This window comes from Streptomyces sp. NPDC007157 (genome assembly GCF_040634235.1).
In the GTDB taxonomy this organism is placed as follows: domain Bacteria; phylum Actinomycetota; class Actinomycetes; order Streptomycetales; family Streptomycetaceae; genus Streptomyces.
This window is the reverse complement of the sequence record NZ_JBEYFE010000011.1, coordinates 280,150-299,174: the sequence shown is the minus strand read 5'-3', so window position 1 is coordinate 299,174 and position 19,025 is coordinate 280,150. Positions and strand designations below refer to the sequence as shown.

Sequence of the window (19,025 nt, the reverse complement as noted above, 5' to 3'; positions counted from 1 at the left end):
ATCGAGCTCTTCACCGCCCTGCTGCTCTCCCTGCCCGGCTCACCGATCCTCTACTACGGCGACGAGATCGGCATGGGCGACAACATCTGGCTCGGTGACCGGGACGCCGTCCGCACACCCATGCAGTGGACCCCCGACCGCAACGCCGGCTTCTCGACCTGCGACCCGGGAAGGCTCTACCTGCCGACCATCATGGACCCGGTCTACGGCTACCAGGTCACCAACGTCGAGGCCTCGATGTCGTCCCCGTCCTCACTGCTGCACTGGACCCGGCGGATGATCGAGATCCGCAAGCAGAACCCCGCGTTCGGGCTCGGCACGTTCACGGAGCTGCAGTCCTCGAACCCGGCGGTGATCGCCTTCCTGCGGGAGTACGAGGACGACCTGGTCCTGTGCGTGCACAACTTCTCCCGGTTCGCCCAGCCCACCGAACTCGATCTGCGGGTCTTCGACGGCCGGCATCCGGTCGAGCTGATCGGCGGGGTGCGCTTCCCGGCCGTCGGCGAGCTGCCGTATCTGCTGACCCTGGCGGGGCACGGCTTCTACTGGTTCCGGCTCTCCCGAGTCGCCTCCCGCACCGGCCGTCGGCGCTGAGCGTGCGGAGCCGAGGAAAGGACGCGTCCCCATGACGAAGACCGTTGACCTCCCCCGGAGCACGGCGACCACCGGCCTCGACCGGCCGCTGGCCTCGCTCGGCGGGCTGCTGCGCGACTGGCTGCCCCGGCAGCGCTGGTTCGCGGGCAAGGACCGGCCCGTCACGGATCTCTCCGTACTGTCCCTGACCGAGCTCTTCCCCGGCTGTCTGCATCTGCTCGTCCACGCCGACCACTCGCCCGGCGGGGACAGCGCCCCGTCCGGTGACTGCTACCAGCTCCTGCTCGGCGTCCGCGAACACCGCACGCCCCGGCTGGAGCGGGCGTACATCGGCCGCGCCGAGGAGGGCCCGCTGGCCGGACTCGCGGTGTACGACGCCCTGCAGGACCCGCGCGCCGCCGAACTGCTGCTGGAGCGGCTGCGGATGCCCGGCACGGTCGGCCCGCTGCGCTTCGAGACCGCCCCGCGAACCCGGATACCCGGTGGGCTGACGCCCCGCCTGCTGACCGCGGAGCAGTCCAACTCCTCGCTGGTGTACGGCGATTCCTACATCCTCAAGGTGTTCCGGCGGATCCAGCCCGGCATCAACCCGGACCTGGAGGTGCCCGGAGCACTGGCCGCGCAGGGCTGTGCGCGGGTGCCCGCGCCGGTGGCCTGGTTCCGGACCACCGAACCGAGCCCGGCGACCCTCGGGGTGCTGCAGCCCTTCCTGCCGGACGCGGCCGACGGCTGGACCCTCGCCCTGCGCGCGCTCGCGGCCGGGGACGACTTCGCCACCGAGGCGCACGAGCTGGGCCGGGCCACCGCGGACGTGCATCTCGCGCTCGCCGCCGCCTTCCCGTCCGCCGTCCACGACGAACACGGACCTACCGCGGAGGCCATGTCGGCGCGGCTGGAGGCGGCCGCGCGCGCGGTGCCGGCGCTCCGGCCGTACGTGCCGGGCCTGCGGGGCGCCTTCGACACGCTCGCCGCCTGTGACGCGGGACCGCACGCGCAGCGCATCCACGGCGATCTGCATCTCGGGCAGGTGCTGCGGGCGGACCGCGAGTGGTTCGTCATCGACTTCGAGGGCGAGCCCTCCCGGCCGCTCGCGGAGCGGCGCAGCACCCAGTCCCCGGTGCGGGACGTGGCCGGCATGCTGCGGTCCTTCGACTACGCGGCCCGGCAGCGCCGCCCCTGGCGCCCCGAGTGGGCCCGCCGCTGCCGGGAGGCCTACTGCGCGGGTTACGCTGCCCGCGCCGGCTGGGACCCGCGGAAGAAGCACGCGTTGCTGCGCGCCCATGAGACGGATCGCGCGGTGTACGAAGTGGTGTACGAAGCCCGGCACCGGCCGGCCTGGCTTCCGGTTCCGATGGCCGCGATCGAGCGGCTCGCCCGCTGGGGAGGCTGACCTCATGGCCCTGCGCGACTCTTCGCTTCCCGAGCCCTCCGGCCCGTCCCGTCCCACGGCCCCGCCGCTGGGCGCCGACGACCGCGGGCGTCTGCTGGCGGGCGCCCACCACGATCCGCACGCCCTGCTCGGCGCCCACCCGGTGGACGGCGGCATCCTCGTTCGCGCGCTGCGCCCGCACGCCCGTGCGGTGAGCGTGCTCGTCGACGGGGTGCGCAGCCCCCTGACGCCGGAGGACGACGGGTTCTTCGCGGCCGTACTCCCGTACGACGAGGTGCCTTCGTACACGCTGCTCGTCACGTACGAGGACGGCGACGGCGGCGAGCAGGAGGTGGACGACCCGTACCGCTTCCCGCCCGCGCTCGGTGAGTTCGACCTGCATCTGATCCGTGAGGGGCGCCACGAGCAGCTGTGGAAGGCGCTCGGTGCCGAGCCGATGACCCATGAGGGCGTGACCGGTACCCGGTTCACCGTGTGGGCGCCGAACGCGCAAGGCGTGCGGGTGGCCGGGGACTTCACGTGCTGGGACGGCACGCAGTATCCGATGCGCTCGCTGGGCGCGGCCGGGGTGTGGGAGCTGTTCCTGCCGGGTGTCGGTGAGGGCGCCCGGTACAAGTTCGAGATCACCTCCCGGTACGGCGGCCGGTTCCTCAAGGCCGACCCGATGGCCCGCCGTACCGAGGTGCCGCCCGCGACCGCGTCGATCGTGGCGGTCTCCCGCCATGAGTGGAGCGACGCGCAGTGGATGGCGCACCGGGGTGACACGCCGGTGCACGAGGCCCCGTTCTCGGTGTACGAGGTGCATCTGCCGTCCTGGCGGCCGGGATCGACCTACCGGCAGCTGGCCGAGGAACTCCCCGCCTACGTCAACGACCTGGGCTTCACCCACGTCGAGTTCATGCCCGTCGCCGAGCACCCCTTCGGCGGCTCCTGGGGCTACCAGGTCACCGGCTTCTACGCCCCCACGGCCCGCCTCGGCACCCCCGACGACCTCAAGTACCTGATCGACGCCCTGCACCGGGCCGGCATCGGCGTGATCATGGACTGGGTGCCGGCCCACTTCCCGAAGGACGACTGGGCGCTGGCCCGCTTCGACGGGGACCCGCTGTACGAACCCGGGGACGAGCGGCGGGCCGAGCATCCGGACTGGGGGACCTACGAGTTCGACCTGGGCCGGGTCGAGGTGCGCAACTTCCTGGTCGCCAACGCGGTCTACTGGTGCGAGGAGTTCCACATCGACGGGCTGCGGGTGGACGCGGTCGCCTCGATGCTCTACCTCGACTACTCGCGGGACTCCGGCCAGTGGACGCCGAACGTGTTCGGCGGACGCGAGGACCTGGCCGCGGTGGCGTTCCTCCAGGAGATGAACGCGACCGTGTACCGGCGGGCGCCGGGTGTGGTGACCATCGCCGAGGAGTCCACCGCGTGGGACGGCGTGACCCGGCCGACCGACAGCGGCGGGCTGGGGTTCGGGCTGAAGTGGAACATGGGCTGGATGCACGACTCCCTGGAGTACATCCGCCACGAGCCGGTCCACCGCAAGTACCACCACGACGAGATGACCTTCTCGATGGTGTACGCGTACAGCGAGAACTACGTACTGCCCATCTCCCACGACGAAGTCGTGCACGGGAAGCAGGCCCTGGTGTCGAAGATGCCCGGCGACTGGTGGCAGCAACGCGCCAATCACCGCGCCTATCTGGGCTTCATGTGGGCCCATCCCGGCAAACAGCTGCTCTTCATGGGGCAGGAGTTCGCCCAGGGCGGCGAGTGGTCCGAGGCGCACGGCCCGGACTGGTGGCTGCTCGACCCGGAGTACGGCGCCGAGGCCGATCACCGGGGTGTCCGGGATCTGGTCCGCGATCTCAATTCCGTGTACCGCACGCACCCCGCCCTGTGGCAGCGGGACACCGATCCGGCGGGTTTCCAGTGGGTCCTGGGGGACGCGGCCGAGGACAACGTCTTCGCCTTCCTGAGGTTCGACACCGAGGCCCGGCCGCTGCTGGCGGTGTCCAACCTCTCCCCCGTGGTCCGTCCCGACTACCGGCTGAACGTGCCCGGGAGCGCCGCCGTCTGGCGCGAGATCCTCAACACCGACAGCGCGCGGTACGGCGGCGGGGACGTCGTCAGCCGGGGGCCGCTGCTGACCGACGAGGGCGCCGTGCGGCTGACGCTGCCGCCGCTCGGCACGGTGTGGCTGGAGCCCGTCGCCCCGTAACCCGCCGAGGACGTCGTCACGTGTCCAGGCGGCCGGGCCGGGGCAGTTCGGGATGAAAGACACCGCCGCGCCCGGTCGCGGCCCGGCCGGAGGGCGGTCCTCGGTGCTGCGTACCGTCGGAGTGGAGGAAGAACTTCTGCTGGTCCACCCGGACAGCGGGGAGCCGATGCCCCAGTCGGCGGCCGTCCTGGACCGTGCCGCGTTGGACGAGCCCGGACAGGCCGTGTTCCAGAAGGAACTGTTCGGGCAGATGCTGGAGCTGGCCACCAGTCCGCAGCAACACATGGCGGACCTCGGCGCCGAGATCGCCCGCTGCCGCAAGGAGGCGGCCCGGCTCGCCGGGGAGATCGGCTGCGCGGTGGCGGCGCTCGCCACCTGCCCGCTGCCGGTGACGCCGGCGCTCAGCGCGCACGAGCGGTACCGGTGGATGGCCGGGCGGTTCGGCAGCGCCACACTGGACCAGTTCGTGTGCGGCTGCCATGTGCATGTGTCGGTGGAGTCCGACGAGGAGGGCGTCGCCGTCCTGGACCGGCTGCGGCCATGGCTCCCGGTGCTGCGCGCGCTGAGCGCCAACTCCCCGTTCTGGCAGGGCCGGGACTCCGGCTACGCCAGTTTCCGCAGCCGGCTGTGGGCGCGCGGCCCGTCGGCGGGGCCCACCGAACTGTTCGGCTCGGCGGAGGGATACCGGCGCCGGGTCGCGGACATGGTGGCCAGCGAGGTCATCCTCGACGCGGGGATGGTGTACTTCGACGCCCGGCTGGCCGTGCACTACCCGACGGTGGAGATCCGGGTGGCCGACGTGTGCCTCCGGGCGGACACCACCGTCCTCGTCGCCACCCTGGCCCGCGCCCTGGTGGAGACGGCCGCCCGCGACTGGCGGGCCGGCCGGCCGCCCCTCGACCACAGTGTGAGCATGCTCCGGCTGGCCTCCTGGCAGGCCGCCCGCTCCGGCCTGGACCAGGAGTTGCTCGATCCGGCGACCATGCGGCCCCGGCCCGCCGCCGAGGTGGTGCGCACACTGTTGGCGCACACCGCGGACGCGCTCGCCGCCAGCGGTGACACGAGCGGCGTCGAGGAGGGCGTCGCACAGCTGCTGTACAGGGGCACCGGAGCCGGCGAGCAACGGGCGCTGCTGGAGCGCACGGGCAGCCTGCGGGACGTCGTCGTCGAGTGCGTGCGCCGCACCCAGGGCTGACCTCTTGTCATCCCTCGTGTCACCGCTCTTGTCATCTGGGGGAAACGAGTTGACCGTTCCGGACACGGGCCGCCCTCCCCTGGGCTAGATTCGACCCGCTCGACAACAGTACCGATCGGGAGGGTCACCCTCCGTAAGACCAGGAGCAGCGCATGCGCGACTACGCCCTCGCTCCGACTACCGCTTCGACCCTGACCGGCGGGCTCGCCGACAGCATCTTCGAGACGGCGGACCGGAACCCGACCCTGCCGGTGCTGGCGCGCCGGCCCGATGCCGCCGCCGCGGCCTGGGAGGAGATCAGCGCGGTCGAAGTGCGTGACGAAGTGGTCGACCTGGCGAAGGGTCTGATCGCTTCGGGTATCTCGCCCGGGCATCGGGTGGCCGTGATGGCGCGGACGCGCTACGAGTGGACGGTGTTCTGCCTCGCGCTGTGGTCGGTGGGCGCGGAGGTGGTGCCGATCCATCCGACGGCCGCCCGGGACCAGGTCGAGTGGATCCTGCGGGACGCCCGCTGTGTGGCCGTGGTGGTCGAGGACGAGCAGGCGGTGATGACCGTCGGCACGGTGTGCGAGGGGCTGCCCGGGCTCAAGCACGTCTGGCAGCTGGACTCGGGGGCCGTGCCCCAGCTGGTGCAGCGGGGCGTGTTCGTCCCGCTGACCACGGTGGAGTCGCTGCGCCGGATCGTGATGCCGGACTCCACCGCGGCGATCACCTACACCTCCGGCACCTCGGGCCGTCCGCTCGGCTGCGCGCTGAGCCACCGCAGCCTGGCGTACCCGTGCGACACCCTGCTCGCGGGCTGGGGGCACACCGCCGCCCGTCCGGGCGAACAGGCCTCCGTCCTCGCCTACTTGCCGTTCTCGCACGTGTACGGCCTGATGGTGATGGTCATCTGTCTGCGCGGCGGGATCCTGATGGGCCACGAGCCGGAGATGACGGAGACCGCCCTGGCGTCGGCGCTGCGCAGCTTCCGGCCGACCTATCTGTACGCCGTTCCGTCGGTCCTGGAGAAGCTCTACAAGACGTTCCTGCGCACCGCCCACCAGCACGGCCGGGGCGCCCTGTTCGAGCGCGCCGTCGAGACCGCACGGGACTTCGCCACCGCCCAGGAACGGCAGCGGCTGGGCACCGGAGCGGGACCGGGGTTCGACCTGCGGCTCCAGCATGCCCTGTACGAGCGGACGGTGTACCGCAAGCTGCGGTCCGTGCTCGGCGGCCGGGTGCTGCGGGCCACGTCCGGCGGCTCCTCGCTCAGCCGCGAACTCATCCTGTTCTACGAGGGCATCGGCATTCCCGTGCACGACGGCTACGGGCTGACCGAGTCGAGCGGCGGGATCACCATGCAGCCGCTGGGCCGTGAGAAGTCCGGTACGGTCGGCCAGGCCCTGCCGGGCACCCAGATCCAGGTCGCCGACGACGGCGAGATCCTGGTCCGCGGGCCGTCCGTGTTCCAGGGGTACGTCGGTGACGACTACGCGACCCGGGCCGCGCTGCGCGGCGGCTGGCTGGCCACCGGGGACATCGGACGGCTCGACTCCGAGGGCTATCTGACCATCACGGGCCGCAAGAAGGACATCATCATCACCAGCAGTGGCAAGAGCGTGGCCCCGGCCCCGCTGGAGCAGCGGCTGCGGATGAACCCGCTGGTGCACCAGGCGGTGATCGTCGGCGACGACCGGCCCTGTGTGGGCGCGCTGATCACCCTGGACCCGGAGTTCCTGGCGCACTGGCGGGGTGCCCTGTCGCTGCCGGGCGACTCGCCCGGGCGGGAGGCGCGCGAGGAGAACGCGCTGCGCGAGGAGATAGCCCGCGCCATCGCGTCCGCCAACAGTGCGGTCTCCCGCTCCGAGTCGATCCGGGTCTACCGGGTGCTCCAGGAACCGTTCGCCCCGGGCAACGGCATGCTCACGCCGTCGATGAAGTTGCGCCGGGACGCCATAGCGCGCCACTACGCGGCCGAGATCGACGCCATGTACCAGGCCCGCTCGCACGCCGTACGCCGGCCGGGCACGGCGGAGCCGGCCGACTGGGAGGACTCGGACGACGTGTTCCGCTGAGTAGGGCACGCTTAGCCGGTGCGGCAGTGGGAACTCGCCGCGAGGGGAGAGATCCGACAGTGAGCACGGCCCTGAGATCCCCCGGGGCCGGGAGAGACGACATGTCGACCGGGCCACGGCGCGACCGCGGACGCTCCACGGAGGAGATCACCGAACGCACGGTCTCCTTCCCCGGCGAGCTGCGCAATGTCACCGGCGCCCGGCTGGCCGCGGACGGCTACCTCGCCGATCTCTCCCGGACCTCGCCGCCCACCGCCCCCGAGTGCTGGGACGACATCCTGCTGGTGGTGACGGAGCTGGCCGCCAATGTCGTCCAGTACGCGCCGGGCCCCTTCCAGCTGCGGATGCGGCGCACGTACGACGGTGTGCACTTCACGATGCACGACACCAGCCAGGTCCAGCCCGCGCCGCGCCCCTTCCATCCGCGCCACGGCGGCGGCGGTGTCGGCTGGCACCTGCTGCACACCCTGTGCGACCAGGTCAGCGTGGTCGTCACCGAGACCGGCAAGGACATTCACGTCTTCCTGCCCTGGTGAGCGTCGGGTTGCGGCCCGGTGGGCGACGGGCTGCTGTTCCGGTGAGCGACGGGCTGCTGCCCCGGTGAGCGGCGGGCCAGGTCACTCGGGGCGGTGGGCGACCACCCCGAACATCGTCACCGACATGTGCAGCGCCCCCTGCTCGGCGGCCTCGGTGAGGTCGGCGTACAGGGTGTCCCGCTGTTCCTCGGTGAGGGCGCCGGTGCGCACGCCGGACTCACCGAGCATGCGGATCAGCGGCCAGGCGACCGTGCGGTGGTCCTGGAGCAGGGCCTGCGAGCCGCGGTCGTCCACCACGAACCCGGCCGCGCTGAGCTGGCCGACCAGTCGGCGCCCGGCGTAGGGGTTGGCGCCGTTGAGCGCGACCCCCATCAGTGCGCGCACGACCGCGGGGTCGCCGGGGTGCAGGAGGGTGGTCCCCCAGTCGGTGTCCAGCAAGGCCACCCGGCCGCCGGGACGCAGCACCCGGGCCATCTCGGCGACGGCCCGGTCGGGGTCGGCGATGTGCTGGAGCACCCGCTCGCACCACACCAGGTCCATCGAGCCGTCGGGCACCGGCAGCGCGGCCGCCTCGCCGTGCACGAAACGGACCGGGCTGCCCGCGGACCGCTCCTCGGCGACCGCCCGCAGACTCGGGTTGGGCTCGACGCCGATCGCGACCCCGCCCGGGCCGACGGCGGCGGCCAGAGTCCGGGTCTGCGAGCCGGTGCCGGAGCCGACATCGAGGATCCGCTCACCGGACCGGACCGCCAGCGCCTCCTCGGCCCAGGCGCGCAACCGCCGTACGCCCGGATTGGCGTCCTGCGAGTCCAGGGCGCCCACCAGCGGGGCCACGCGGTCGGGGTCGATGTGCCGCTGCTGGAAGCCCGTCCCGGGCTGGGTCTGCGCCATGGCGGGCACTCTACTGGCGTACGTGATCGTCGTGGACGGCCTTGCACCGGACAGAAGTCCGGCGCATATCTGTGCGACAGTCGGTTACTCCTCTTGATCGAGGGGCATGCTGGCACCCACGCGTTCGTCTGCCTGCACCGCCCGGCTGGCGGAACGGCGTCGGGCACGGTGGGATCGAACTGGTGCGAAGCAAGCGTTCCAGGGCATGCGAACGGCGTGACCCGGGCCCCTGGAACAGCGGAAAGGGATGGACACCGTGACACGACCCAGGATCCTGGTGGTGGGCGCAGGCTTCGCCGGAGTGGGATGCGTCCGTCGCCTGGAGCGGAAACTCGCCCCCGACGAGGCCGACGTCACCCTGGTGGCGCCCTTCGCCTACCAGCTCTACCTGCCTCTGCTGCCACAGGTCGCCTCGGGTGTGCTGACGCCCCAGTCGATCGCCGTCTCGCTGCGCCGCAGCAAGAAGTACCGCACCCGGATCATCCCGGGCGGCGCGATCGGCGTGGACCTCAAGTCCAAGGTGTGCGTGGTCCGCACCATCACCGGTCAGCTGGTGAACGAGCCGTACGACTACATCGTGCTGGCCCCGGGAAGCGTCACCCGCACCTTCGACATCCCGGGCCTGACCGAGCACGCCTTCGGCATGAAGACCCTGGCCGAGGCCGCCTACATCCGTGACCACGTCATCTCCCAGCTGGACCTGGCCGACGCCAGCGACAACCCCGTGGAGCGGGCCGCGCGGCTGCAGTTCGTGGTGGTCGGCGGCGGATACGCGGGCACCGAGACCGCGGCCTGTCTGCAGCGGCTCACGCACGCGGCGCTGCACCGCTATCCGAACCTGGACCCGAAGCTGATCAAGTGGCATCTGATCGACATCGCGCCGAAGCTGATGCCGGAGCTGGGCGACAAGCTCGGCCGCAGCGCCCAGGAGATCCTGAGCCGCCGCGGCATCGAGGTCTCCCTCGGGGTGTCGATCGAGAAGGCCGGCCCGGAGGAGGTCACCTTCACCGACGGCCGGGTGGTGCCCACCCACACCCTGATCTGGACGGCCGGTGTGGTCGCCAGCCCGCTGATCGCCACCCTGGGCGCGGAGACGGTCCGGGGGCGGCTCGCGGTCGACGCCGAGATGACCCTGCCGGGCCACGACGGGGTGTTCGCGCTCGGCGACGCCGCCGCCGTACCGGACAAGGCGAAGGACGAGGCCGGCGCGGTCTGCCCGCCGACCGCGCAGCACGCCATGCGGCAGGGCAAGGTGGTCGCCGACAACGTCATCGCGACCCTGCGGGGCCAGGCGCTCCGCCCGTACGTGCACAAGGACCTGGGGCTCGTGGTGGACCTCGGCGGCAAGGACGCCGTCTCCAAGCCGCTGGGCATCGAACTGCGCGGGCTGCCCGCCCAGGCGGTGGCCCGCGGGTACCACTGGTCGGCGCTGCGCACCAACGTGGCCAAGACCCGGGTGGCGACCAACTGGCTGCTGAACGCGGTGGCCGGCGACGATTTCGTCCGTACCGGCTTCCAGTCCCGCAAGCCCGCCACGCTCAAGGACTTCGAATACACGAACACCTATCTGACCCCGGAGCAGGTCCGGGCCCGTGCCGAGGGCCCCGGCGAAGCCACGGTCTGACGCAGAGCGGGGCCAAGTGAGCACAGCGGGGCGGTCGGTGTGGGCGGAGGTCCGGGGGCGGCTCGCGGCGGCCGACCCCGGGCTGCTCCGTTTCACCGCCGGCCTGCGGACGGTCCTTGCCATCGCGCTCACGCTCGCCGTCCTGGCGGCCCTGCGGCTCGACGTGTCCCATCTGGTGGCGGGGGCCATCACGGCGATGGTCGCCACCTTCGCGATCCGTGAGAAGGCCCGCTCCCAGCAGGCCGTCACGCTCGCCCTGGGCCTGCCGGTGGCGCTGGTCTCGATGTCCGTGGGCGCGTTCCTGAACCAGCGGGTCGTGCTAGGTGACCTGTTCTTCGTGGCGCTCATCTTCTGCGCGGTCTACAGCCGGCGGTTCGGCGACCGGGGCACGGCGCTGGGGCTGATCGGCTTCCAGATCTACTTCGCCTCGCTGTTCGTGCACGCGACCGTGCCCGTACTGCCGGGCCTGTACGTCGTGATCGCGGTCGCCTTCGGCAGCGCGGCCGTTGCCCGCTTCGTGCTGGTACCGCAGACGCCGGCAGGCATCCTCGGCCGGCTGCGGCGGGCCTTCCGGGGCCGGTTCGCCCAGCTGGTGGCCGCGCAGGCGGAGTTGCTCGACGCCGGGGCGGACGAGCTGGACAAGGCGGTGGAGGAGGTCCGGGTCAGGACCGCCCGGCTGCACGAGACGGCGCTGCTGATCCAGGGGCAGCTGCCGGACGGCACCGCCGACGAGGCGGTGGCCAGGCTGGTGCAGCGGCGGATCGCGGACGCGGAGATCGCCGCCGAGCGGCTCGGACTGATGCTGCTCACCGCGCGCAGCGCCCGGCGGGCGGACACCCTCACCCTGCATCTGCCGGGCGCCCACCTACTCCCGACGGCTCCGCTGCCGGCCCGGGACGAGGCGCTGGACCAGCTGCGCCTGGACCTGGAGGCGCTGCGGCTGCTGGTGCTGCGGCCGGTCGGGCCCCAGCCGGGGACCGCGCTGTCCCGGCTGCGCAACCGGCTGCTCGGCTATCGCGAGGAGGAGAACCTGCCGCCCGCCGACCCTGCCGTGCAGGACGTCTTCCGGGGGGTCGGCGAGGCCGCCCGGGCGGTCATGGGGCTGCGGATCGCGCTGGACGGGCCGCAGGACGAGTCCGACGACACCCCGGCCACGTCCAGGTCCCGCGAGGAACTGGACGCCGAGGACGCGGCCATCGAGGTCGCCGAGGAGGACGAAGGCGAGACCGAGCAGGCCACCGGACTGCGCCGGCCCACCACCCGGGCGGCGGTGCAGGTGGCCGTCGGGTCGTCGCTGGCCATCGTGGGCGGCGAGTTCCTGTCCGCCCAGCGCTGGTACTGGGCGGTGCTGACCTGCTGGATCGTGTTCCTCAACACCTCGTCCACCGGCGAGATCCTGGTGAAGGGCTACCGGCGGCTGCTGGGCACGGTCCTCGGCGTGGTGGCCGGCATCGGGCTGGCGGGTCTGGTCGGGCACCACACCTGGACGGCGTTCGGGCTGGTGCTGCTGTTCGTCTTCGCGATGTTCTACTCGGCGCCGCTGTCGTACACCCTGATGTCGTTCTTCGTGACGGCGATGCTGGGCCTGCTGTACACGCTGCTCAACACCTACAACGTGGACGTCCTGGTGCTGCGGATCGGGGAGACGGCGCTCGGCGCGGTGTGCGGGGTGATCGCGGCCGCGGTGGTGCTGCCGGTGCACACCGACCGCCGTACCGACGAACTGCTCGTCACCACGCTGGACCGGCTGGCCGACGTGACCCGGGCCGCCGCCGACCAGTTGAGCGGGGCGCCGCCGGCCGACCTGGTGGAGAAGGCCCGCGACCTGGACCAGGCGCTGGCCGATCTGCGGGCCGCGGTGCAGCCGTTGACGCATCCGATCACCCCGCTGCGCTCCCGCCGGGACACCGCGCGCTATGTGGTGGCGCTCCTCGAGACGTGCGCGTATCACGCGCGGTCGCTCGCGGCGACGGCCGAGTTGCTGCCCACCCATCCGGCGATCGCGGCGGATCCCCGGCTGCGCGGCGCGGGTCAGCGGATCGTGCACAACATCGAGGCGATCGCCGCCCAGGTCGACGACCGGCGGCCCGCCGGCGAGATCGAGACCGGCCCCAGCATCGCGGCGATGCTGGAGCCGGGCACCCTGCGCGCCCCGCGCTACGGCCGGGTGACCGACCGCGTGCTGCGGCATCTGCAACGCCTCGACGAGGCGGTGGCGGGCCTGGCCCGGCCGTTGAAGGTGCCGGTCCGGGCACGCGCCGTCTGACGGGGGGTCACTGCCGGCCGAGGGCTTCGGCCCGGACGCGGGCGCAGCTGCGGCTGATGAGGCGGGAGACGTGCATCTGGGAGATGCCCAGACTTTCGGCGATCCGGCTCTGCGTCATGTCCTCGAAGAAGCGCATGTAGAGGATGGCGCGTTCGCGTTCGGGCAGTCGGCGCAGTCCTTCCTTGGCCGCTTCCCGGTCGACGACGGTGTCGTAGGAGCCGTCGGTGTCGCCGAGGGTGTCGGCGAGGCGGTGACCGTCCTCGCCGGCGGAGAGTTCGGCGTCCAGGGACAGGGTGCTGAAGCTCTCCAGGGCCTCCATACCGGCGTTGACCTCGTCCTCGGTCAGCCCGGTGTGGGCGGCGAGATCGGCGGTGGAGGGTTCCTGGCTGCCGGGGTTCTGGGTGAGTTCGCGGCGGGCCACCCGCACCCGGTTGCGCAGTTCCTGTACTCGGCGGGGTACCCGCAGCGCCCACATCCGGTCGCGGAAGTGCCGCTTGACCTCGCCGGTGATGGTGGGTACCGCGTAGCTCTCGAAGGCGCCGCGGGAGGGGTCGTAGCGGTCCACGGCCTTGACCAGGCCGAGGGCGGCGACCTGGCGCAGGTCCTCGACGGACTCGCCCCGGTCGCGGAAGCGGCCGGCGATGCGGTGGGCCATGGGCAGCCAGGCGGCCACCAGGTCGTCGCGCAGGGCGTCCCGCTCGGGGCCGTCGCCGAGGGCGGCGAGCCGGGCGAAGAGGGACGCGGTGTCGGGGGCGTCGTCGTGCGAGCGCCGGGGCGTGGTGTGCGGGGTCCGGCCGGGTGTGCGGGGGCGGCTGTTCGACAAGTCGGTGAGCATGCGGACTCGCTCCTGAACTGTGGGTTCCGGGGCATCACCGGAACGTGGTTCCGGGACTCGACCCGAACTGCGGTGTCAGAGTCGCCGCGGGAGCACCGCCCGGACCGCTCTGCGGGCCCGGGGCGATATGACCGCTCCCACTGGCGCGCGCCTCCGGTCCGAAGCACGAAACTCCGCCTGCCCCTTCGCCCCCGGCGCAAACGCCATCGGGAGAAACTCGGCTCGCCGGCTCAACTCAGCGACACGACCGCGGTGATGCACTTGCCCCCGCGAGGCAGTCCGGCGACCTCCACGTCCCGGGCCAGCCGGCAGACGATGGGCCAGCCCCGGCCGCCGAGTCGGCCGCGGTCGCGCCCGTCCGGTATCTGCTCGGCCACCGGCAGCGCGTCACTGCGGTCGCTCACCGACATGCGTACCGCGCATCCGTCGACGTCCACGTCGAAGCCGGTGATCCCGCCGCCGTGCAGGATCGCGTTGGTGGTCAGTTCCGAGGCGACGAGCAGGGCGTCGTCCAGGGCCCGGGCGGCGCACGGCACAGCCTGTCGGGCGAGCGCGCCGCGGACCGCTCTGCGGGCGTCGGCCGGCCGCAGCGACGGCCGGGGGGAGTCGGGTGGTACCACTACTGATTCGGTCCGGAACTTCTCGCGCATCCCTTCACTCCCTGAGTGGTGGACCGGCTGATCTGTCTGGCCCGTCCGCGCGGGTCTCTCCTTGTTCGGCTCACCGGTCGGGGCGCCGCCAAACACATCCGGGGGCAGGAAGGGCTTCCCCCGAGTGAAACGGGTCACGTAGCCTGTTCCCGGGTATCCGAAACGGCCCCGGATGGTTTAGCGTTCATCCATACGTGGTCGAGGAGTCGACAGCAAGTCCTCCCCGCACCACCGCTTGACGGCCCTGGCTGGCCTCCCCCGTCCAGCCAGGGCTTTTTAATGCCCGGACGGCTCCGGGCAGGCGATTCTCATGTCCTTCGAGGTGCCCGGCGCGGCGGCAGCGGCTGAAATGGGCGTAGGCAAAGCCCCCGTACCCTCGCCGGCGAGGAGCACCGCGCCATGACCAAAGCCATCAAACTGCTGACCGCCCTACCGCAGGCGCAGCGCGAGCGCCTCATGGAACTGGCCCAGGAGGTCTCCTTCCCCGAGGACGCCCGTATCTTCGAGGCCGGCGGCACCGCGGACCGCTTCTGGGTGATCCGCTCGGGAGCGGTCAACCTGGACCAGGAGGTGACGTCCCACAAACGGGTCACCGTGGCCAGCCTGGGCGCCGGCGACCTGCTCGGCTGGTCATGGCTGTTCCCGCCGTACACCTGGGACTTCGGGGCGGTGGCCTTCAGCCAGGTGCGGGCCTACGAGTACGACGCCGCGGCCGTGCTCGCGCTCTGCGTGGAGGATCCGCTGCTGGGGCTCTCGCTGGTGCGGACCGTCGCCGAGATCCTCGCCAGCCGGCTGGAGGTCACCCGCGGCAAGCTGCTGGACGCCTACGTGGGGCGGCGGCCCGCGTAGCGGTCAGACGCGGTAGCGGCGCAGGGCGGGCACGGCGGCGGCCAGGGCCAGCATCACGGCCACGACCAGCAGTCCGCCGCCCGTGACGGCCGCGCGCGGCCCGAACACCGAACCCATGGTGCCGTGCAGGACGTCGGCCAGCCGCGGCCCGCCCGCGACCACGACCGTGAACACCCCCTGCATCCGGCCGCGCATCTCGTCGGTCGCGGCGGACAGCAGGATCGCGCCCCGGAAGACCATCGAGACCATGTCGGCGACCCCGGCGACGGCGAGGAAGGCGACCGCCACCCAGAGGTTGCGGCTGAGCCCGAACCCGGCGACGGCCGCTCCCCAGCCGACGACCGCGCCGATCACCATCCAGCCGTGCCGGCGGGCCCGCGAGAAGGTGCCGGAGAAGAGCCCGCCGAGCACGGCGCCGACGGGGATCGCCGCGAACAGCAGGCCGAGCGCCAGCCCTTCGCCGTAGGAGCCGTAGGTCTCCGCGGCCAGCTGCGGGAACAGGGCGCGGGGCATGCCGAGGACCATCGCGATGATGTCGGCCAGGAACGACAGCAGCAGCACCTTGTGCATCGAGATGTAGCGGAAACCCTCCACGATCTCCCGCACCCCGGCCCGGCGGGCCGTCGCCCGCGCCAGCGGCGGCAGCGCGGGCAGCCGGTAGACGGCCCACACCGTCACGCACAGCGCCAGCGCGTCGATCAGATACAGCTCGGGCAGGCCGATGACCGGAATCAGGGCACCGGCCAGCAACGGGCCGATCACCTGCCCGGTCTGCATGACCGTCGATCCGAGGGCGTTGGCGGCGGGCAGCTGTCCCTCGGGGACGAGCCGGGCGATGGAGGCGGTACGGGCCGGGGCGTTCAGCCCCCAGAACGCCTGCTGCATGGCGAGCAGGACCATCAGCGCGGCCACGGATTCGATTCCGGTGACGGCCTGGAGCCAGAACAGCAGCGAGGTGACGGCGATACCGCAGTTGGTGATCAGCAGCAGCTTGCGGCGGTCCATCGCGTCGGCTACCGCGCCACCCCACAGCGCGAACACGATGAGCGGCAGCAGTCCGGCGAGGCTCGCGGCGCCGACCCAGGCCGAGGACCCGGTGATGTCGTAGATCTGCTTGGGCACGGCCACCGCGGTGAGCTGGCTGCCGACCGAGGTGACGATCGTCGAGGTCCACAGTCGGCGGTAGGCCGGGACGGCCAGCGGGCGGGTGTCCATCGCCCAGCGGCGCCAGCCCCGCCGGAGCGGGGGCGGGGGCGCCGTGGAGTCTTCGGGGGGCTGTATGCCGGACTGGGTGCCGCTCTCGCTGGTGTCCACGGAGATCCTGGTGTCCTGGTCTTCTTGGTGCTCGCTACATCTTTCGGTTGTGGGATCACTATCCCAGCAACTTCTGTGACCGCCGAACCGGTTGTCTCAGGATGCGGCCGCACCGGGGGCCGGGGGCGTCAGGCACCCATCAGGAGCATCAGACCGAGTCCGATCATGGTCAGGGCCACCAGGCCGTCCAGCACCCGCCAGGCGGCCGGCTCGGCGAGGTAGCGGCCGAGCTGCCGGGCACCGAAGCCGAGCGCGGCGAACCAGCACAGACTGGCCAGCGCGGCGCCGAGACCGAAGGTCCAGCGCAGGTCGCCCCGGTCGGCCGCGAGAGAGCCGAGCAGGAACACGGTGTCCAGGTAGACATGCGGGTTCAGCCAGGTCATGGCGAGGCAGGTGAGAACGGCCCGGCGCCGGGAACCGGCCGCCTCGCCACCGGCGCGCAGCCCGCCGGTACCGGGCCGCAGGACCCGGCGGCCGGCCAGGACGCCGTAGCAGAGCAGGAAGGCGCCGCCGACCAGACCGACCGCCCGCACCGCGCCGGGCCACGCCACCACCAGCGCGCCCACCCCGCCGACGCCGAGCGAGATGAGGGCCGCGTCGGACAGGGCGCAGATGGCGACGACGACGAGGACCGCGTCCCGGCGGACGCCCTGCCGCAGGACGAAGGCGTTCTGGGCGCCGATGGCGACGATGAGCGAGAGGCCGCTGCCGAAACCTGCGGCAGCGGCGGCGAAAGAGCTGGACATGTCCTCGACGGTAAGGAAGCGATCTCTGTAGGTACAGCTAAAGATTCTTACGTACCCTTAGCGCAGCTGCAGACGGGAGCTGAACGGTGGAACTTCCTCTCGACCAGGTGCGGACGCTGCTGGCGGTGGTGGACGAGGGTACGTTCGACGCGGCGGCCGCGGCCCTGCACGTGACGCCGTCGGCGGTCAGCCAGCGGGTGAAGGCGCTGGAACAGCGGACGGGACGGGTGCTGCTGCAGCGCACCAAGCCGGTGCGGCCGACCGAGTCGGGCGAGGTGCTGGTGCGGTTCGCCCGGCAGCTGGCCCGGCTGGAACGCGACGCGCGCGGCGAGCTGGGCATGAGCGGTGCCGGAGAGCCGACCCGGGTGCCGGTCGCGGTCAACGCGGACTCGCTGGCGACGTGGTTCCTGGAGGCGCTGACCGGTCTGAGGCACGTCTTCGTCGAACTGCGCCGGGAGGACGAGGAGTACACGGCCACGCTGCTGCGGGAGGGGCTGGTGATGGCGGCGGTGACCTCGTCGCCGGACCCGGTGCCGGGCTGCTCCGTGCGGGCGCTGGGCCGGATGCGGTACCTGCCGGTGGCCGCGCCGGAGTTCGCGGCGGCGCATCTCACCGGGCCGCTGCCGGACGTGCTCGCCGAGGCGCCGGTGATCGTCTTCGACCGGCGGGACGACTTCCAGGACGGGTTCGTACGGCGGCTGGGGCGGGGCGGGGCGAGTTCGCTACGGCACTACGTGCCCACCTCGGAGGGGTTCGTGGACTCGGTGACGGCCGGGCTCGGGTGGGGGATGGTGCCGGAGGTGCAGGCGGAGCCGCGGTTGGGTAACGGGCGGCTGGTGCGGCTCGGGGGGCCGGAGCTGTGGGCGGACGTGCCGTTGCACTGGCAGCAGTGGAAGCTGGATTCGCCGGCTCTGGGGGCGCTGGCGGAGGCGGTGGTGAGGACGGCGAGTGGTGCGTTGCGCCAGCCGTAGGGGATCAGCTCGTACGAGAGCGGGCGCGGGTGCGTGGGGGCCGGTTCGCGTTCACGCGTCGGAGCCGCCCATCGGCTCGGCCCCGCGCCCCTGACGGGGCCCCGCACTGGCCAGGAGCATCTCCAGTGCCGTCGGATATGCGCTGGTCACCATCCTTTTCGCCAGCAGCGGGGCCGCTTCGGCGATACGGGGATGAGTCGAGGGCGGGAGCTGGGCGTACGTCGAGTTCCACTTGGCCTCGTCCGCTCGCTGGGAGTCCTGCGGCAGGGCCAGGGACGCCGCGTCCAGGGCGGCGAAGGCCAGGGTCTGGTCGATGAAGGCGTGGTAGACGCGGACCGTCTCCGGCAGGGGGAAGCCCGCCGTGCGCAGGACGTCCAGGATCGCCTCGTCCGCCGCCAGCTCCTGCGCCCGGCCCGTCACCCGGTTCGCCGTCAGCAGGGCCGCCTGCGGATGGGCCACGTACGCCGCGTGGATGCGCAGGCCGATCGTGCGCAGGTCGGTGCGCCACTCCCCCGTCGGCGCCCAGCCGGCCAGCGCCTGTCCGATCAGCGCGTCGCCGATCGCCAGGGTCAGGTCGTCCATGCCCCGGAAGTAGCGGTACAGGGTGCTGGGGTCGCAGTCGAGGGCCAGGCCCAGGCGGCGGGCGGTGAGGCCCGCACTGCCGTGTTCGCGCAGCAGACGCAGGGCGGTCGCCACGATCAGCCGCTCGGACAGCACCGTGCCGCCACGGGTGGGCCGGCGGCGGCGGCGCTTCTCCTCCGGTACGACCGGTTTGGGCATCGGGCACTCCCCTGGGGTCCGCACGCCGACTCACGCCGACGACGTTCTTATGCCAACGCCATTGACCTTACGACAGGGTCAGGCGTTTGATTCCGGCCGGGCGCCCCCG

16 protein-coding genes are annotated in these 19,025 nt (G+C 72.3%); 10 read left to right on the top strand and 6 right to left on the bottom strand.

What is annotated here, in order from left to right; genetic code table 11:
• From ABZ642_RS22255 to ABZ642_RS22230, 6 genes are all read left to right on the top strand, one after another.
• Positions 1–594 (top strand): alpha-glucosidase C-terminal domain-containing protein (locus ABZ642_RS22255; RefSeq protein WP_360486640.1); only part of this gene is annotated, 594 nt, incomplete at its 5' end.
• Between the two features lie 31 nt (positions 595–625).
• Positions 626–1,984, top strand: a complete 1,359-nt coding sequence (locus tag ABZ642_RS22250; RefSeq protein WP_360486637.1) for a maltokinase — start codon at positions 626–628, stop codon at positions 1,982–1,984.
• A gap of 4 nt (positions 1,985–1,988) precedes the next feature.
• The gene (gene glgB / locus ABZ642_RS22245; protein WP_360486634.1) at positions 1,989–4,202 is read left to right on the top strand and encodes a 1,4-alpha-glucan branching enzyme; all 2,214 of its coding nucleotides are present in this window, start codon (positions 1,989–1,991) and stop codon (positions 4,200–4,202) included.
• A 106-nt stretch (positions 4,203–4,308) separates the two neighbouring features.
• Positions 4,309–5,397 carry a glutamate--cysteine ligase gene (locus tag ABZ642_RS22240; RefSeq protein ID WP_360486655.1) on the top strand — a complete coding sequence of 363 codons (1,089 nt, stop codon included), beginning with the start codon at positions 4,309–4,311 and terminating at the stop codon, positions 5,395–5,397.
• A gap of 152 nt (positions 5,398–5,549) precedes the next feature.
• Positions 5,550–7,454, top strand: a complete 1,905-nt coding sequence (locus tag ABZ642_RS22235) for an AMP-dependent synthetase/ligase (protein ID WP_360486631.1) — start codon at positions 5,550–5,552, stop codon at positions 7,452–7,454.
• 101 nt (positions 7,455–7,555) lie between these two features.
• Complete coding sequence (locus tag ABZ642_RS22230) at positions 7,556–7,990, top strand: ATP-binding protein (RefSeq protein ID WP_360486627.1); 435 nt, start codon at positions 7,556–7,558, stop codon at positions 7,988–7,990.
• Positions 7,991–8,071: 81 nt separating this feature from the next.
• Here ABZ642_RS22230 and ABZ642_RS22225 read toward each other — a convergent pair whose 3' ends face one another.
• Entirely contained in the window at positions 8,072–8,881 is an 810-nt protein-coding gene (locus tag ABZ642_RS22225; RefSeq protein WP_360486624.1) for a methyltransferase domain-containing protein, read from the bottom strand.
• Positions 8,882–9,128: 247 nt separating this feature from the next.
• Between ABZ642_RS22225 and ABZ642_RS22220 the strand changes: the two genes are divergently transcribed.
• Positions 9,129–10,505, top strand: a complete 1,377-nt coding sequence (locus tag ABZ642_RS22220; RefSeq protein ID WP_360486621.1) for an NAD(P)/FAD-dependent oxidoreductase — start codon at positions 9,129–9,131, stop codon at positions 10,503–10,505.
• A gap of 16 nt (positions 10,506–10,521) precedes the next feature.
• Positions 10,522–12,771: an FUSC family protein gene (locus tag ABZ642_RS22215; RefSeq protein WP_360486618.1), complete on the top strand. Its 2,250-nt coding sequence runs from the start codon at positions 10,522–10,524 to the stop codon at positions 12,769–12,771.
• 7 nt (positions 12,772–12,778) lie between these two features.
• On the opposite strand, the gene ABZ642_RS22210 is transcribed toward ABZ642_RS22215, so the two are convergent.
• Both ABZ642_RS22210 and ABZ642_RS22205 read right to left on the bottom strand, forming a co-directional pair.
• Positions 12,779–13,606 (bottom strand): SigB/SigF/SigG family RNA polymerase sigma factor, encoded by an 828-nt coding sequence (locus tag ABZ642_RS22210; RefSeq protein WP_360486615.1) that lies wholly within the window; start codon positions 13,604–13,606, stop codon positions 12,779–12,781.
• A 230-nt stretch (positions 13,607–13,836) separates the two neighbouring features.
• Positions 13,837–14,256, bottom strand: a complete 420-nt coding sequence (locus ABZ642_RS22205) for an ATP-binding protein (RefSeq protein ID WP_360486612.1) — start codon at positions 14,254–14,256, stop codon at positions 13,837–13,839.
• A gap of 399 nt (positions 14,257–14,655) precedes the next feature.
• On the opposite strand from ABZ642_RS22205, the gene ABZ642_RS22200 reads away from it, so the two are divergent.
• Positions 14,656–15,105, top strand: a complete 450-nt coding sequence (locus ABZ642_RS22200; protein ID WP_351707852.1) for a cyclic nucleotide-binding domain-containing protein — start codon at positions 14,656–14,658, stop codon at positions 15,103–15,105.
• Between the two features lie 3 nt (positions 15,106–15,108).
• Here the strand turns inward: ABZ642_RS22200 and ABZ642_RS22195 are convergent, their stop codons facing one another.
• Both ABZ642_RS22195 and ABZ642_RS22190 read right to left on the bottom strand, forming a co-directional pair.
• On the bottom strand, positions 15,109–16,419 hold the full coding sequence (locus ABZ642_RS22195) for an MFS transporter (protein ID WP_360486608.1): 1,311 nt from the start codon (positions 16,417–16,419) through the stop codon (positions 15,109–15,111).
• Between the two features lie 128 nt (positions 16,420–16,547).
• Positions 16,548–17,165 carry a LysE family transporter gene (locus ABZ642_RS22190; protein ID WP_360486605.1) on the bottom strand — a complete coding sequence of 206 codons (618 nt, stop codon included), beginning with the start codon at positions 17,163–17,165 and terminating at the stop codon, positions 16,548–16,550.
• A gap of 86 nt (positions 17,166–17,251) precedes the next feature.
• Between ABZ642_RS22190 and ABZ642_RS22185 the strand changes: the two genes are divergently transcribed.
• Entirely contained in the window at positions 17,252–18,136 is an 885-nt protein-coding gene (locus ABZ642_RS22185; protein WP_360486602.1) for a LysR family transcriptional regulator ArgP, read from the top strand.
• A 51-nt stretch (positions 18,137–18,187) separates the two neighbouring features.
• On the opposite strand, the gene ABZ642_RS22180 is transcribed toward ABZ642_RS22185, so the two are convergent.
• Positions 18,188–18,916, bottom strand: a complete 729-nt coding sequence (locus tag ABZ642_RS22180; protein ID WP_360486599.1) for a TetR/AcrR family transcriptional regulator — start codon at positions 18,914–18,916, stop codon at positions 18,188–18,190.
• Positions 18,917–19,025: the final 109 nt, after the last annotated feature.

Coding starts and splice junctions, on each gene's coding strand:
- ABZ642_RS22250 (WP_360486637.1), top strand. CDS start 626: ATGACGAAGACCGTTGACCTCCCCCGGAGCACGGCGACCACCGGCCTC.
- glgB (WP_360486634.1), top strand. CDS start 1,989: ATGGCCCTGCGCGACTCTTCGCTTCCCGAGCCCTCCGGCCCGTCCCGT.
- ABZ642_RS22235 (WP_360486631.1), top strand. CDS start 5,550: ATGCGCGACTACGCCCTCGCTCCGACTACCGCTTCGACCCTGACCGGC.
- ABZ642_RS22230 (WP_360486627.1), top strand. CDS start 7,556: ATGTCGACCGGGCCACGGCGCGACCGCGGACGCTCCACGGAGGAGATC.
- ABZ642_RS22225 (WP_360486624.1), bottom strand. CDS start 8,881: ATGGCGCAGACCCAGCCCGGGACGGGCTTCCAGCAGCGGCACATCGAC.
- ABZ642_RS22220 (WP_360486621.1), top strand. CDS start 9,129: ATGGACACCGTGACACGACCCAGGATCCTGGTGGTGGGCGCAGGCTTC.
- ABZ642_RS22210 (WP_360486615.1), bottom strand. CDS start 13,606: ATGCTCACCGACTTGTCGAACAGCCGCCCCCGCACACCCGGCCGGACC.
- ABZ642_RS22205 (WP_360486612.1), bottom strand. CDS start 14,256: ATGCGCGAGAAGTTCCGGACCGAATCAGTAGTGGTACCACCCGACTCC.
- ABZ642_RS22200 (WP_351707852.1), top strand. CDS start 14,656: ATGACCAAAGCCATCAAACTGCTGACCGCCCTACCGCAGGCGCAGCGC.
- ABZ642_RS22190 (WP_360486605.1), bottom strand. CDS start 17,165: ATGTCCAGCTCTTTCGCCGCCGCTGCCGCAGGTTTCGGCAGCGGCCTC.
- ABZ642_RS22180 (WP_360486599.1), bottom strand. CDS start 18,916: ATGCCCAAACCGGTCGTACCGGAGGAGAAGCGCCGCCGCCGCCGGCCC.